The sequence below is a fragment of the Sphingomonas sp. DBB INV C78 genome, assembly GCF_042693015.1.
Classification (GTDB): domain Bacteria; phylum Pseudomonadota; class Alphaproteobacteria; order Sphingomonadales; family Sphingomonadaceae; genus Sphingomonas_E.
The window spans coordinates 4,484,872-4,499,926 of the sequence record NZ_CP170544.1 but is presented as its reverse complement, the minus strand read 5'-3'; the positions used below and the strand labels follow the sequence as shown (position 1 = coordinate 4,499,926).

Annotated in this window: 11 protein-coding genes; all 11 read left to right on the top strand. The window is 65.2% G+C overall.

What is annotated here, in order from left to right; all coding sequences use genetic code 11:
* Nucleotides 1-2: 2 nt before the first annotated feature.
* The 11 genes from ACFB49_RS21365 to ACFB49_RS21315 are packed head-to-tail and all read left to right on the top strand — an operon-like array spanning nt 3 to nt 15,047.
* Nucleotides 3-3,779, top strand: a complete 3,777-nt coding sequence (locus tag ACFB49_RS21365; RefSeq protein WP_380873592.1) for a hypothetical protein — start codon at nt 3-5, stop codon at nt 3,777-3,779.
* Entirely contained in the window at nt 3,779-4,141 is a 363-nt protein-coding gene (locus ACFB49_RS21360) for a hypothetical protein (protein WP_380873591.1), read from the top strand. Before ACFB49_RS21365 ends, ACFB49_RS21360 begins: the two co-directional genes overlap by 1 nt.
* Before the next feature lie 14 nt (nt 4,142-4,155).
* Entirely contained in the window at nt 4,156-4,947 is a 792-nt protein-coding gene (locus tag ACFB49_RS21355) for a hypothetical protein (protein ID WP_380873590.1), read from the top strand.
* Nucleotides 4,947-8,363 carry a hypothetical protein gene (locus ACFB49_RS21350; RefSeq protein WP_380873589.1) on the top strand — a complete coding sequence of 1,139 codons (3,417 nt, stop codon included), beginning with the start codon at nt 4,947-4,949 and terminating at the stop codon, nt 8,361-8,363. The genes ACFB49_RS21355 and ACFB49_RS21350 overlap by 1 nt, the downstream gene beginning before the upstream one ends.
* Nucleotides 8,364-8,368: 5 nt before the next feature.
* Nucleotides 8,369-8,779, top strand: coding sequence for a hypothetical protein (locus ACFB49_RS21345; RefSeq protein WP_380873588.1), 411 nt, complete (start codon nt 8,369-8,371; stop codon nt 8,777-8,779).
* Between the two features lie 49 nt (nt 8,780-8,828).
* Nucleotides 8,829-9,278: a hypothetical protein gene (locus ACFB49_RS21340; RefSeq protein ID WP_380873586.1), complete on the top strand. Its 450-nt coding sequence runs from the start codon at nt 8,829-8,831 to the stop codon at nt 9,276-9,278.
* A gap of 21 nt (nt 9,279-9,299) precedes the next feature.
* A complete protein-coding gene (locus ACFB49_RS21335) occupies nt 9,300-9,914 on the top strand; it encodes a TIGR02594 family protein (protein ID WP_380873585.1) in 615 nt (204 codons plus the stop codon).
* Nucleotides 9,911-10,276 carry a hypothetical protein gene (locus tag ACFB49_RS21330; RefSeq protein WP_380873584.1) on the top strand — a complete coding sequence of 122 codons (366 nt, stop codon included), beginning with the start codon at nt 9,911-9,913 and terminating at the stop codon, nt 10,274-10,276. Before ACFB49_RS21335 ends, ACFB49_RS21330 begins: the two co-directional genes overlap by 4 nt.
* Nucleotides 10,273-10,569, top strand: coding sequence for a hypothetical protein (locus ACFB49_RS21325; RefSeq protein WP_380873582.1), 297 nt, complete (start codon nt 10,273-10,275; stop codon nt 10,567-10,569). Before ACFB49_RS21330 ends, ACFB49_RS21325 begins: the two co-directional genes overlap by 4 nt.
* On the top strand, nt 10,566-11,060 hold the full coding sequence (locus ACFB49_RS21320; RefSeq protein WP_380873581.1) for a hypothetical protein: 495 nt from the start codon (nt 10,566-10,568) through the stop codon (nt 11,058-11,060). Before ACFB49_RS21325 ends, ACFB49_RS21320 begins: the two co-directional genes overlap by 4 nt.
* Nucleotides 11,061-11,111: 51 nt before the next feature.
* Nucleotides 11,112-15,047: a hypothetical protein gene (locus tag ACFB49_RS21315; RefSeq protein ID WP_380873579.1), complete on the top strand. Its 3,936-nt coding sequence runs from the start codon at nt 11,112-11,114 to the stop codon at nt 15,045-15,047.
* Nucleotides 15,048-15,055: the final 8 nt, after the last annotated feature.

Sequence of the window (15,055 nt, the reverse complement as noted above, 5' to 3'; positions counted from 1 at the left end):
CGATGGCTGCTGACATCATTGCCCGCCTGCAATTGAGCGGGGCGCAGTTCAGTTCCGAGAATGCCCGCCTGTTCGGCGAGCTCGAAGCGCGCGCGCGCGACACCGCGGGTCGCACGAAGACGTCATTCGAGCGGTCGTTCGGCGAAATCCAGCGTATCGCGAAGGATGCGCTCACGATGCCCCGCACGGACTTCGGTTCGCTCGACGTCGGTGCGAGCAAGTATCGTGAAGCGGCGTCGGCAGCGCAGAACCAGGCTACGGCGCTGCGCGAGGTCGAAACAGCCGCCCGCCGCGCAGCGGACGCCGCTGGCGACACGTCCGAGCAGACCCGCCTCTATATTCAGGCCGCGAACGCCGCCGCGAACGAGGCCGAAGAGAGCGCCCGCGCATATACCGTCGAAGCCAATGCGCTCGAGCGCCTTCAGGGCGAACTCAATCAGACGGCATCCCGCACCGCCGTCGTCGCCAACGCCAATCGCGTCAGCGGCCAGGAAGCCCGCAATCATCAGCTGGCGATGCGCAACCTCGGATTCCAGGTGTCCGACGTGGGTGCATCCTTTGCTAGCGGCGCACCCTTGGTCACCATCTTCGGTCAGCAAATCGGCCAGGTGGGTGGAGCGCTGTCCGACATGCAGGGCAAAGCGGGTGCTCTCGGCCGCTTCCTGACGAACCCGTGGGTGGCTGCGCTGACCACGGCCGGCATCGTCGTCAGCGTGTTCGCGTCGAAGCTGGACGAAGCCGGCGAAGCCGCGAACGCGGCGAAGGTCGGCGCCGACGGGCTGTCTGAAGCGCAGGGCGTGCTGGGCAAGATGTTCGACCTCGCGTCGGGCAAGATCGAAAAGCAGAATGAACTGCTCGTGCTCAATGCACGTCTGACGGCGATCAACCTCCGCGCTGAGGCCGCCGCATCGAAATCGAGCGCTCAGGACACTTTCCGCCAGTCAGGATCCGAAAGCGTTCTTGGCGCGACGGGCACCTTTTTCGCTCGCGGCTACGGATCGAGCCCACAGCAGCGCATGGAGCAGTTGAACGCCCGCGCCGCCGAACAGCGCCGCTATCTGCTCGCGGTCCAGAATGCCACGACGGAAGACGCGCGCCAAAAGGCCGGCGATGCTGCCCTGAAATACAGCGAGAATGCGGATTTCTCGGGATTGAAGGTCGGGAAGACCGAATTTCAGCAGGCGATCGTCGACTATGCCGCTGGGCGCGCGAAGGACCAGATCGCCGATCTGATCGATCAGTCTCTCGACGGAAAGTCGCTGGCGACCGAACTGCGTCGCCCCGGTCGCGATCGCAAGGGGCCGAAGGCTCCGTCGACCACCGCGCGCGACGAATTCGGCCGGGATGCCAACGACCGAATTGCAGCGATCGCCGATCGTTTCTCCGGCGCGCCCAGTCAGGTGCAGCTGGTCAACAAGGCCGTCGCGCAGCTTGACGACCTGATGGAGGATTTGGCGCGACGCAAGCCGCCGGGGTTCGAAGCGACGATCGCCAGCGCCCAGGAGGCAAAGCAGGTTGTCGAGGACAGCCTCCTTCGCCCGCTGCAGGACTATAAGGACGCCCAGGCCGAAAGTGCCGAGATCGGCAAGCTTTTGGCGCAGGGCCGCTATGTCGAAGCCGATGCGCTCAGCGAGATTTACCGCCTGCAGAAGATGATGGGCCCGCTCACGAAGGGGCAAGCCGACGACGTCTACAAGATTGCCGAGCAGAATGAACGGATTGCGCGCGCGATCGAGGATCAACGCCGGCAACTCAATATCTACCTGTCGGCCGTCGGCGACGCGCAGCGCACGTTCGAAGACTTTCTCGTCACGCTCGACCGCAAGCCGAAGCAGGCGTTCAAGAACCTGTTCGACGATCTCCGTGCCAACTTCCGCAACCTTCAGGTGCGGATCATCTCGGAGAAGCTGTTCGGCGGGCTCGAGCGCGAGCTCGAAGAGTTCCTGACGGGCCGCAAGGGTCCGCAGGCCGCGATCGACCTGCTCGGCACTGAGGCGACGCGCGCGAGCGGCGCATTTTCCGATGTCGCGGACGCGGCGGCGACGACAGCCGAGCGCCTGCTCGCGATCAGCGGCGGCACCGGAGCCGGCGCCCCCACCGCCCTTCCGTCGGGCCGCTTCGGCAGTTCCATCTTCGATGGCGACACTGGCAGCGCCGATCTCGCCGCGATTCTTGGTGATGCCGAAGTGATGGCCGGCCTGGTGAAGGAGGTTGTCGCGAACGGTGACATCATCGTCACCGGCCAGAAAGAGGCGGCCGATGGCGCGCGCAAGGCCGCGAACGATAATGCCCGGGCCGCCAAGAAGATGGTGTCGGCTGTCGATACGATCGGCTTCATAAACGATCGCTTCGCCGAGCGGCTGCAGGCCCTCATCGGCACACAGCTGCCCGCTACGCTGTCCAACGTGCTGGCCGGCGCGCTCACCGGCTATGCGGCCGGCGGCGAAGTCGGCGGCGTGCTCGGCGCGCTGAAGGGGATAAAGGGCGTTCCGGAAAAGCTCGATAAGATCTTCGGGCAGTCGGGCGCGCTCGATGGCGCGCTGAAGGGGGCCCAGACCGGCACCATCATCGCCGGGCTTGGCAAATCGCTCGGCCTCAAGACCAGCACGGCCGGCTCCCAGATTGGCGGCGCGCTCGGTTCGCTTACTGGCATCCCGGGCGGCGACATTATCGGCTCGATCGCGGGCGGCCTCATCGGCGGCGCCCTGAAGAAGACGAAGAAGGGCACCGCGACGATCGGCTTCAGCGACGGCGAGCTCGCCGTCACCGGCACGAGCGGCAACAGCAAGAAATTCAAGGCGGCGGCCAGCGGCACGGCTTCCAACGTCATCGAGGGCCTCAATCAGATCGCGTCGATGCTCGGCGGCACGCTCTCGGGCTCGCCCAGCGTGTCGATCGGCGTTCGGGACGGCGATTATCGCGTTGACCCGACCGGGCGCGGCATGACGAAGAAGAAGAATGGCGCCATCGACTTCGGCGACGACGCCGAGGCGGCCGTTCGCTACGCCATCGGCGACGCGCTCAAGGATGGCGTGATCGGCGGCATTTCCGACGCATCGAAGCGGATCCTGCAGTCGGGGAAGGATCTCGACAAGGCCATCGAGAAAGCGGTGGCGATCGAGGCGATCCCGAAACTGCTCCGCCAGCGCCTGGACCCGCTCGGCTTCGCCCTCGATGAACTCGACGCGAAGTGGAAGACGACTGTCGCAGCGCTTCGCGAGGGCGGCGCCACGGCCCGGCAAATGGCCGACGCTCAGAAGCTCTATAACCTTGAGCTCGAGGACGTGAAGGCGAACACGGCTGCCGCGTCCGCGACGTTGAAGGACTTCCTCACCGGCCTTTCGATCGGCGGGAATAGCCCGCTTTCGCTGCGCGATCAGGAATCGGCCGCGCGGGCGCAACTTCAGCCGTTCCTCGACAAGATCGCCGCTGGCGACACCATCAATCAGGACGCCTATCGCGCTGCGGCAGAGAGCTTCCTCGAAATCGAGCGCCAGCTTTACGGCTCGACGTCCGAGTTCTTCGCCGAGTTCGAGCGCATCCAGGCGGCGACGGCCAAGGCGATCGAGAAGATCGACAACGCCCAATCGATCCGCCCCGAGACGGATATCTTCGTTCAACAGACGGCGACGGCGACGCAGGCGACGGCGAACATCGCGGCACAGCAGACCGACCAGCTGTCGAATATTCAAGGCCTGCTCGCGCAGATCCTCGCGGCCAGCAAGGGCGGCGGAAACCCATTCGGCATTGACGGCCGGCTGTTCACGAGCGCCGCCTGATGGTCGCCACGCCCGCCGATATCGCCGCAGGGACGCGGGCCGCCAGCGTGGCGACCTGGTCGAACGCGACCATCCAGGCGCGCTATCCGACGGCCCGCGACGGATCGAAGGAGCCGGATGCCGGCTATTTCGACGCGATCGCCGATGCGCAGACCGTCATCGACGCCCGCGGCGCCCTGATTGGCGTCGAGCGGCGTCGGTTCGCGGCGCTGATCGACGATCTCGTCTGGCCGGATCCGACGCTGGGCCTGCCCGCCCGCACCCTCGTCGACAGCGAGCAGGCGGTGAACGCGGCGGTGCTCGTCTCGCGGGTCGCCGTGAACCTTGAAAGCGAACAGACGACCGAGGAGTTGTTCGGGTGAGCAATGGGTTTGTCATGCGGACGCTGCCGTTCACCGGCTCCGGCGCGATAGCCAACCTGGGCAATGATTACGCCGGCATTGTATGGCAATCGGGCGTTGCCGATGCCGTGGCGATCGTCGTCGATCTCGGCGCAGACGTGGATCTGGACACGATAGGGCTGTTCGGCATCGCGGGCACCTTGCTTTCGTCCGCCTCGCTGCGCGTGTCGCTCGCTACGGCCGCCCAAGGTCCGGCAATGAATGGAAGCAATGTCACTACCGGAACAGGTACTGGCAATTTCTGGCAACCATTCACTCAGGCGCTCTACGCTGGGTCCTCTATGCCCGTGTTGGGCGGCGGTCGATCACTTTGGCAGAAACCGGCGGGGGGGCCGCCCCTGTTCCGGTACGTCAATATCAATGTCTTCGGCATGGGCGCGACCAATTATGTGCAGATGTCCCGCGTGGCGATCGGCAAGCGCATCCAACTCGATCGTAACTTCGTTTTTGGCGGTGCCTTCGGCGTTCGCGACCTCGGCAACTTCGACCTCTCGCCCCGCGGGGTTCTGATCCGCCGGCGTTCGGTCAAGCTCCGCACGGCCGGCGTCAGCTTCCCGCACATCCACAGGGATGAGGTCGAGGCTCAGGTGACCCCCCTGCTCGAGCGGCTCGGCAACACCGAGGTCGTGATGCTGGTGACCGAACCCGATGCCCATGCCCAGCGGCAAAACCGCATGTATCTCGGCCCAATGGTCGGCGATCTCAGTGCCGTCTGGGCGAAGGCCGACGGCTTCGAGTGGCGCTGCAACCTGGTCAGCCTGTTCTGATGCTCGGCGTCGTCATCCAGATCGACGGTTGGGACCCTGTCGCTGGCGCTGCGGTGACGTTGCGCGCGTCCAGCGTGAACGATGCTGCCGTTTGCCATCTAAACGGGCAGACCTGGTGGCCGGCGATCGCCCAGTTGCCGACGCTGGCATATGATCTGTTCGACGGCGGTTTCGGTGGCGCGATTTCCACGCCGGCGGCAAACCTCGCCCTTGTTGTCGAGCCGTTCCCGAACCTGCCACGTTACATGCTCGCCGATGCGCGTATTCAATTGTGGACCGGCGAGGTCGGCGACGCGTGGGCCAGTTGGACGCAGCGCTTCGACGGCCGGCTGAAGGCTCAGCCGACGGTCGCCGACGGTATTGCCAACATCACCTTTGCCGTCGACGATCGCTGGTTGGATCAGCCGCTGTTGACGACCTATGCGGGCACAACCGGGGCGGAGGGTCCGGCGGCGCTGAAAGGGACGGTGAAGCCGCTCGCGCTGGGCGCCCCGCGTTACGTCGAAGGCGTGCTCGTGGACCCGACGAACAACGTCTTTCAGGTCTCGGGCTATGGCCTGATCGAGGATGTTGAGGTCGCGCTCGAGCGGCTGGCTCGGTTCGGTGCCTCGGCCAGCGATTATGCCAGCTATGCCGCGCTCGTCGCCGCGTCGATTCCGCCGGGGCGCTGGGCGACGTCCAAGGCCGTCGGCATGGTGCGGTTCGGCGCCCCGCCGGCGGGGCAGATCAGCTTCCTCGTCAAAGGCGACAAAGCTGGGCCTAACGGTTGGGCCCGCAAGCCCGGCCAACTGATCCGGCGGCTGGCGCTCCTCGCTGGCGGCACCGGCAAGATTGACGATGCGTCGCTGAACGCGCTGGACGCGGCGCGCCCCTATAATGTCTCGCTTTATGCAGGCGCACAGGCCACCGCGCGGGAACTCATCCAATCGATCGCCGCCTCGGTGAACGCGGTCGCGGGCGTAACCTGGATGGGGAAGCTGTTCGTCGCCCCCGTCGGTATCGGTGCCCCGTCCCTGACTTATCAGGCCGATGGGTCGGCGCTTCCGCCTGTCGCGAAGGTCGATCAGCTGGAAATGGCCGCGCCTTGGTGGAAACTGGCGATCGAGGCCGAACGGACCGAGACCGTTCACGGCATGGGCGACGTGGCATTCACCGCCGAGCTCATCGACATGGGCGCCTATGTTTCCACCGCGACCTATCGCGAAGGCAATATCGTCCAGAACCAGAATTCGAGCTGGCTCTATATCAACCCGACGCCGACGGCCGGTAACGCGCCGCCGACGCTACCGACCACCAGCAATGCCTATTGGAAGGTGCTCGCCAAAGCGGGCGACACCGGCGCACAGGGGCCCAATGGGGCCGATCCCTGGCGAGCGATATTCGACCCGACATATTACAGCAACTTGGGCGGCGGGGACTTCCAGCGGATCGCAGCTACAGGTTGGAGCGGCCAATATATCCGCTCCAACGAGAAAATCTCGAACGGCGCTCGCGTATCGTTCACTCCCCCGCTCCTCGGCGAAGCCGTGGTGGGCATGCATCGAACCACGACACCGGCAGTCGCCAGCGAGTGGGTCTCGATCGACGTAGCCTGGCACAAGGCCCCCGCCGGCATGACGGCCGTCAACCGATTGGGCGGCACGCTTTCGACCGGTTATCCCGCCGCCGCCGCGAACGATATCTATGAGGTCCAATATCGCGAGACATCGGCGACGGCCGGCATTGTTGAGTGGCTGAAAAACGGCGCTGTCGTGCAGTCCTATGTCACAACGGCCGGGCTGGGCTTCTACTTCTTCAGCACCATCGCCAGTCTGAATGTGAAGATCGAAAGCGCGCGGTTCGCGTCGCTCGGTGCGGCGGGCGCTGACGGACTGTCCATCGCGGAACTGACCATCTATCGCCGAGCGACATCTGCTCCGGCGGTGCCGTCAGGCGGTAGCTATAACTTCGCCACCGGCGTTCTGACACCGCCGAGCGGATGGTCCGCGACGGTGCCCGCAGGCAACGATCCTTGCTACGCCGCGTCTGGCGTTGCGGCTATCCAAGGGTCGGCTGGCACAGATACCCCGGACTGGTTGGGTGTCGGTCTCGCCTTCCAAGAGGGCGCGGCCACCAACGTCGTCTTCCGCCGCTCGGCGACACAGCCTGCCACGCCAGGGGCGTCATCCGGGACCCCGGCAAGCTGGTACGATTCGACCGGCAGCGTGCCCGCCGGGGCCGATCCAATTTGGGCGAGCTATGGCAGCCGCCCCAATGCTGGCGCGAACTGGACGTGGCAGACGCCGAAAAGGGTCGAAGGGCAGGATGGCCTATCCGTCGCGGAACTCACGATCTATCGCCGCGGGACGTCGGCGCCGGCTACGCCCACAGGCGGCAGCTACAATTTCGGCACCAAGGTTCTCACCCCGCCGAGCGGCTGGTCCAACGCCATCCCTGCTGGAAATGACCCCTGTTATGCTTCATCCGGCTTTGCCTCCATTCAGGGCACTACCGGCACCGACACCCCCGACTGGCTCGGCGTGGCCCTTGCCTTCCAGGAGGGCGCGTCGACGAACATCGTGTTTCGCCGCTCTGCGACGCAACCCGCAACCCCTTCGGCATCCGCCGGCACACCGGCAAGCTGGTACGATTCGACCGGCAGCGTGCCCGCCGGCGCCGATCCGATCTGGGCAAGTTATGGCAGCCGCCCCAATGCGGGCGCCAACTGGACGTGGCAGACGCCAAAGCGGGTCGAGGGGGCGGATGGTACACCCGGGGACCCTGGCCTATCGATCGCGGTCACGCCGGGGCATGTTCAGGTGGCCGCAGCGGTAGATGGCACCCCAAAGTCGGGGGTGCTGCCGAAGACGGCGCAGATTATCCTTTTCGCTGGCACGACCAGTGTTGTCGAAAGCGCCAGCTATTCCATCACGCCGAGCGGGTGCGCAGCGACCGTCTCCAATACGGCAGGGACGCGCGGCAGGATCACCGTCACGGACGTCACCACTGATACAGCTTATGCTGACATCACTGCGACCTATTCCGGCTATTCGATCACGCAAAGACTGCCCGTTCCGCGCACGCGCGACGGGGCGTCGGCACAACAGGGCGGGCCGGCCGGCACAGTGCTGCGCGTCGTTCTCTCACCCGGCCAGTCCGCCAGTTTCGAGGGTTGGAGCTATTATATCGGCACCACGACGTCGGGCACGATGGGCTATCAGCTCCAGCGCGCAGAGGATAGCGGATCGCCTTCCTATTCGGCCTTCGCGACGGCGGTCGGCAACCCCTATGGCCCGTCCGAGAGCGTCGGCAATGGCGTGACCGGATCGTTCACCAACACGAGCGGCGTGACGAAATCCTATCTCGTCCGCGGTGTGCCGTCCGGCCAATCGGGCACGCTCCTCGCTTCCGAAAGCTTCATCAAACAGACGGGGTGACCGGCATGTGGTTTCTCATCGACGCGTCGACGGGCGCGATTGTGTCCGATGTTGTCGAAGAGGAGCCGACCCCGGCCGAGGGGCAGGAGGCGGTCATCGTCTCGCCGCTCTATCTGATGGAGCCGCCCAAGGCGGTGTGGGATCCTGTCACCCGCGGGTTCATCGACATTATTCCGGCGCTGCTCACCGAATGGGAATTCCGACTGCTCTTCGGCGATGCCGAGCGGATCGGGATCCTCGTTGAGGCGAAGACCAATGTCATCATCGAGGACATCCTCGGGCTTCTGGCCGCCGCAAAGAATGGCATCGACCTCGCCCATCCGAAGGTCATCGCCTCGGTCAACTACCTCGAATCGGTCGAACTGATCGCCACCGGTCGCGCGGCCGAGATCCTAGCCGGCACGCCGCCGGCCTGACGGAGCGCCCCTCATGTCCCAGCCTCACTATGCCACAGGAGCAATGCCGATGAGCCCGTGGCTCGAAAGCTGGATCGCGAAATATGGGGCCATCCTTCTCGGCGTCGTCATCGGCACGAGCGCGAAATACGGCCTCACGCTGGTCGAGGGCCGCAAGGTCACCACACGCATGATCGTCGCTGATGCCCTCCTGATCGGCATGGTCGTGCTTGTCGCGCGGACGGTCGTCGTTCGGCTGGGGCTCAGCGATGCGGATGCTGCGATGATCGCCGCACTGTTTGCGGTGTCGTCAGACCGCGTGATCCGGCTGATCCGGGAGCGCTTCCTCCGCCGCGTCGATGCCGAGGCGCGCTCGATCGCCGCTGAACAAGTGGGGCTGGCCCGCCAGGTCGTCCAGGCCGAGCAGTCGGCAAGCAACATCATCGAAGACACGCTCACCGGCCGGGCGCCCGACGAATATGTCGCACTGAGGCCGCACCCGTCTCCCGACGACCTCTGATCTAACCGAAAGGACTGAAACATGCCGTATCCGAAGGGATACGAGCACCTCGGCACGCTCGGGGTGCTCCCCCGCGTCGTGTCCGAAGGGCTCAAGCTTGTCGGCACCGTCGAGACGCCCGGTGCGGCGTCGAACCCGATCATCATGGCCTGGCGCGACGAGCTCAACCGCGCCGGCAAGCCGATCGTCGGTTATTCAAACGACGGCATCCCATGGTGCGGCCTTTACATGGCGATTGTCGCGCTGCGCGCCGGTAAGCCCGTGGTCGCCAACCCGCTCTGGGCGCGCAATTGGGCGACGTTCGGCGCGGCCGTTGCGCGGAACCGTGGAACGGCAGCCACGCCGAAGCTGGAATTCCTGCCCGGAATGGCGGCCTCGCTCGGTGACGTTCTGGTCTTCGTCCGCGACGGCGGGGGGCACGTCGGGATCTATATCGGCGAGGATGGCGACCAGGCCAAGAACACCGGCGCCTATCATGTCCTCGGTGGCAACCAGTCCGATCAGGTCTGCATCCGGCGCATCGAGCGTGCCCGCTGCATAGCGGTGCGCCGTCCGCCCTTCACGTCCGCCCTGCCCGCAAGCGCCAAGCCCTACCGGCTCACGGCGGCCGGCGCGATTTCGAGGAATGAAGCATGAACCGCCAGCATATTCTCGCTGCCGCGATCGCTTTCACGGCGATGTGCCTGCTTGCCCTCTCGGCATGCCAGCCTCCGCGCGGGTCCGACGGCTACAGCTTCGAGCAGGCCGAATGGTCGAACAGCAACCTCCGCGTGACGCTGGTTCTGCATCCGACGCTCGGCGACCTTGAGCGCGAAGGAAAGGCCGCGGGCGCCCTCGTCCATCGCGAAGAGGATATCCAGGCGTGGAGCCTGATCGACGCGCACGGCAACTGCACCGTGCATATCGTCGACCCTGCCAAGCGCTACATGCCGGAATTCGCCGGCCATGAGCTTACGCACTGCGCCTTCGGCCGGTTCCATGGCGCGAGGCTCCGGTGACCGATCGCGAGGCTGCCGAGATCCTCGAAGCCGCGGAGCAGGACCGCGCTTCCATGGCCGAAGAGAAGGCCGCGACCTCGGCGCCTATCGGCATATCGTCGCGGCAGATCTTCGCGATCGCCATTCTCGCCATCGGAAGCTGGATGATCATTTCCGGCTGGATCCTGCTCACGGACGCCAGCGAGGCTGAGCGGGCCGGAATCCAGAAGGCGGCGGAGACGATCGCGACGGCGGCCTTCTTCTTCTACCTCGGGTCGTCCGCCTCGTCCCGAAACAAGGACCATCGGCCATGATCCCCGGCGCTGTCCTCTCTGGCGCCGGCATGGCGCTGCGCGCGCTCCGCCGCTTCTGGTGGGCCGTGCCGATCATTGGTCTGGCGCTAGCCCTTCAGGTCACGCGACACACCCTCGCCGAGGCGCGCGAAGACCATCAGGCCTATGTCGACGGGATGAAGGCCGCCCAGGCGGCCGAACTGGCGAAGCGGCTGGAAACCGAGCGCGCCCGCACCGTCATCAACCAGGAGACCGACCTTGCGCATCGACAAGCGATGGATGCTCAGCGCGCTCGTTATGAGCAGCGCCTGCGCGAACTCACTGGACGGCCCGATGCCGCCCTGCCCCGCATTCCCGACCCCGCCCGCAGCTTTGATGCAAACGCCTGCGGTGACGGACTTCTCTCAATACCTACCGAAACCGCCGTCGCCCTGATGATGGCGGCCGACGACAACACCCGACAACTACTCGACCTGCAGACCTGGGTTCGCCGTCAAATCGACGTCCGCTGAGCCCGTCCATTTCTCGCCTGGCGCGCTGCGCCATCATCCCGGAGACCGCCCATGAAGACGATCCTGCTTTGGGATCCGCGCAACGCTATCCTCGCGCCGAAGCGGCTGACGCTTCCGGACGAGGTCGCTTCCGCGGCCGTGCGCTCCGGCCTCGCCGCGGCCGCCAATCCCGGGGATCAGGGCGCGCTGCAGGTGGGCGGTGCCGTCGACCCTGCCAATCTGCGCGAGGTCGCGATCCAGCACGGCGTTGTGCCCGATATGGCGCGGGTGTGGCTGCCCGAGGCGGTCATCGCGGTCGCGGCGCCGTTGGGCATCGTCAGCATGATTTCCGGCTCGCTGCCGAGCGGGGTCGCTCCGACCCTCGCCGCGCTCACCCTGTCGAGCTATGGCGGCGCAGCTGGCAGCCCGTTCTCCGCGAACATCCTGGGCAAGACTGCCGGTTCGACGATCACGATCCAGACCAATCCCGGCGGCCGCTATTCGCTGGGCGGTTCGGGCGAGAGCCGGACGCTCGTCTGCTCGACACCGATTGCGACGACCGAGAATGTCGTGCTCCGCGAGACGCTTGCCGGCGCGACGAACAACCCGCGCGATAGCTCGCTCGGGATGACGTTCGCCGGCGAGGGTGCGCCGGTCAACACCGCCCCGCCGGAGATCGAGGGCCTTGAGGTCGACGGCGCGACCCAGACGCTGGACTATGGTTTGTGGGACGATACGACGTCGCTGACGGTCGAATATCAGCGCGACGGCGTCACGATCACCACTTACACGCCGAACTATGGCGATGCGGCTCCGACGCGGGCCTTCAGCGCGGCCAATGACGTCGGCAAGGCTCGCCGCCTGAAGATCGTTGCGCATGGCCCTGATGGCGACAGCGAGCCGGTCTACAGCCCTGTCCGTGTCGCCTTTCCGGAAGCCAATTATTACCGCACCTCGTTCGCCAACGATGCCGGCAACCCGGATCCGACGCTGCTCTACCAGTATAACGAAGCGTCCTCGCCGGCTGGTGCCGACTTCACCACGACCGGGACGGCGGCGCAGCATCAGAGCCTTCGCGCCTCGGGCAACGAACTCAAAGCCTATGCCTCGGGCAATTCTGTGTCGTGGCTGCGCTCGAACGGCGCGACGAAGGGCAAGCTGCGCGTCTGGCCGATGCGCAACCCTGGCGACAATGCGACCACTCAGAACCGCCTTTTCTACGTGTCCTATGCCGACACCACTAACTTCGCCTATGTGACGATGACCGGGACGTTCGTGACCCTTTATTCGCGCGTGGGCGGCACGGACACGGTGCTTATCAACGCCGCGACGAGCGGCTATTCGACCGGCGACGTTTATGCGGTCGTTCCGGTCGTCGACAGCGGCAACCTTTATTACCAGCTTTGGAAGAACGGCGTTCACCTGTCGGAGAGCGTCGCGCTCAATGGGGGCAAGGGCGCCGGTCCGATCCATGCAACGCTCGCGGCCGCGACGCAGGTCGGGTTCCGCAACGGCATCGGCGATGTCACCGGCCTGACGCTGCCGGCCAATTATATCAGCGAGATCGAATATGTGACGCCGCAGGCGAACGCACTGCTCGTCTCGACCGGCACGCTGATCGTTTCGCCCGATGATGCGACGAAGGTCCGGATTCCACTGCTCATCAGCTATCTCGGCACCGCCAATAACGCACAGGTGATGGTGCTCGGACCTAGCGGCGAGGTACTGCTCGATTGGACCGCTGCCGGCACGCCGACCTATGTCGATGTGACCGGCGCCGACAATGGCGGTATCGGCGCGGTCTATGTCCGCGACCCCGATCTTCCCGGGTCGATCGCGACCTGCCAGACGGCGTTCCCGGTTCTGCCTCTGGTCCTCGGCCGCCTCGGCGCCAACCATGGCTATGACCGCTATTATTCCACCCAGGACAAGTTCACCGACGCCGGCGGCAGCGGCATCGAATGGACGAAGGTTTCGGATGGCGGCGCGATCGTCCAGCGGTCGAAGCAAATCACCAGCGCCGGCGCGGGCCTGACGTCGGCCGATGGCGCCGGCTCCACCTTCAAGATGGACATGGACGGCAAGTTCTATGGAACGAACGGGGCCGGGGAAACCGAGTTCTTTCTCGGTGTCCGCCGCTTCTACGCCCGCGCCGGCACCTACCAGATTAAGCTGGTGCCTGGCCTGACGATCACCGCCGGTGCCGTCTCCGGATCGTGGTCGTATGTCGACGACACGTTGAGCTACACCATCGACACCGCGGGCGTGAGCCGGGTCAATTATTGGAAGATCACGAAAGCCTCGATCGAGGCCGCCGGCGGCGTGCCCTGGCCGCAGGTCAAGCTTTCGACTGACCCGGCGCTTGGCGCCGTCGCCATCAACTCGGTCGCCGCCGCGTCGATCCCGCAAATCGCGTCGGTCAGCCGCTGTATGACCGAGAGCGACGTCAACCATTGGGACAACCGGGCCGGCGGCCGCACGGCAACGGCGCTCCCCGTGGACACGGTTGCGAACTATGGAACGCAAGGGAATTTCGACCCCATCTCTCGCCTGATCGCCTTGGCGAACATCGGGCAGGACGTGTGGATGACACCGCCTCATACCGCAGGCGACAGCCTCATCACGGCTTGGGCAACGCGCCTCGCCGCGTCGGTCAGCGCAATGGCGATGGTCCTCGCCGAGTTGGCCAACGAGATATGGAATGAAGGCTTCCCTCGCCAGTTCCTCGAATCCAAGCTGGAAGGCTGTCGCCGTGGCTACGGCCCGATCGGCGTCACCACGCACGCTGCGGCGGTGCCTGAAACGATCATCGACGGCGCCTATTCGAACGTCAGCACCGCTCGGATCGTCAATCGCAACACCCGCGCCGTCACCGGCTCCTATCCGGCCGGAACCCTGATGTTCGCGGAGGTCAGCGGCGTTGGCTGGCAGGTTTACCAGGCCACCGGGACGACCGTCGACGGCCAAACTCTCCCCGCGGGGTCGACAGAGGGCACGTCCGCGAACAACTGGACGATCAAATACAACACGACCTCGACCTTCCGCGCGCAGCTGCGCTGGATCGGTCGACGGTCGAAAGAGGTGTGGGCGCTCATGGACGCGGCGTTCGCGGCCGCCGGCAAGCCGCGCCCGCTGCACGTCATTTCGTGGCAGGCGACGTCCAGTTTCTCCGTGCTTCAGCCCGCGCTCGACTTCGATAGCGTCTACCTCGAGGTCGATCGGGTTGCCATCGCGCCATATTATGGTGGCGGCGTCGCCGGGTATGAGCTCGGCAACTATATGAGCGCCGCGGATGATGGCTGGACGGAAGCTCAGCGCGATCTGATGTATGCGGGGAACACGGCCGGGTTCATCGCTGCATATCTGCCTCGCGCGACGACCGCCGCAAATGCGGTCGTGTCGCATGTGCGAACGAACTGGACCCTGCCCGTCGCGATCTACGCCAAAGCCAATCGTGGCAATAAGGATGCGATCCGCGTCACTGCCTATGAGCTCGGCGACCATGGCACACCGTTCAACTATCCGGACCAATGTCCGGTGTGGTCGCCAGGGACGTGGGATGCGGGCACTTTTGCAGTTGGCTCCGATGATCAGACTTATCGCGCCATCACGACAAACAGCGTCAACCCCGTCGGCAATCCGGCGCAGTGGGCATTGTTTGTCGACGGCAACGGCGCAACATGGAACGACACGAAATCGCGCGCCCACCGCAACGCGACTCCTCGGACCGTCGAGGCTGCATTCACCGCCCTTTATCGTTCAGAGGAATACGCAACGCTGCGCGTCACCTTCTACCGCGGTCTGATCAATGCCGGTGTCGCCGAGCTTATGGATTTCCAGCGCAACGCCAGCAATGCCTACAACATCGCGACTAATTTCGCCCTGGGCTACATGCCTATTACGGGCGTCGGCATTGATCCTTGGCGGACGATGATGAGCGAGGTGGACACGTCATCGAACGAGATGTTCGATGCCTATGCGGCGCTCAATGCGGAATTGCAGCCATAGGCCGGACG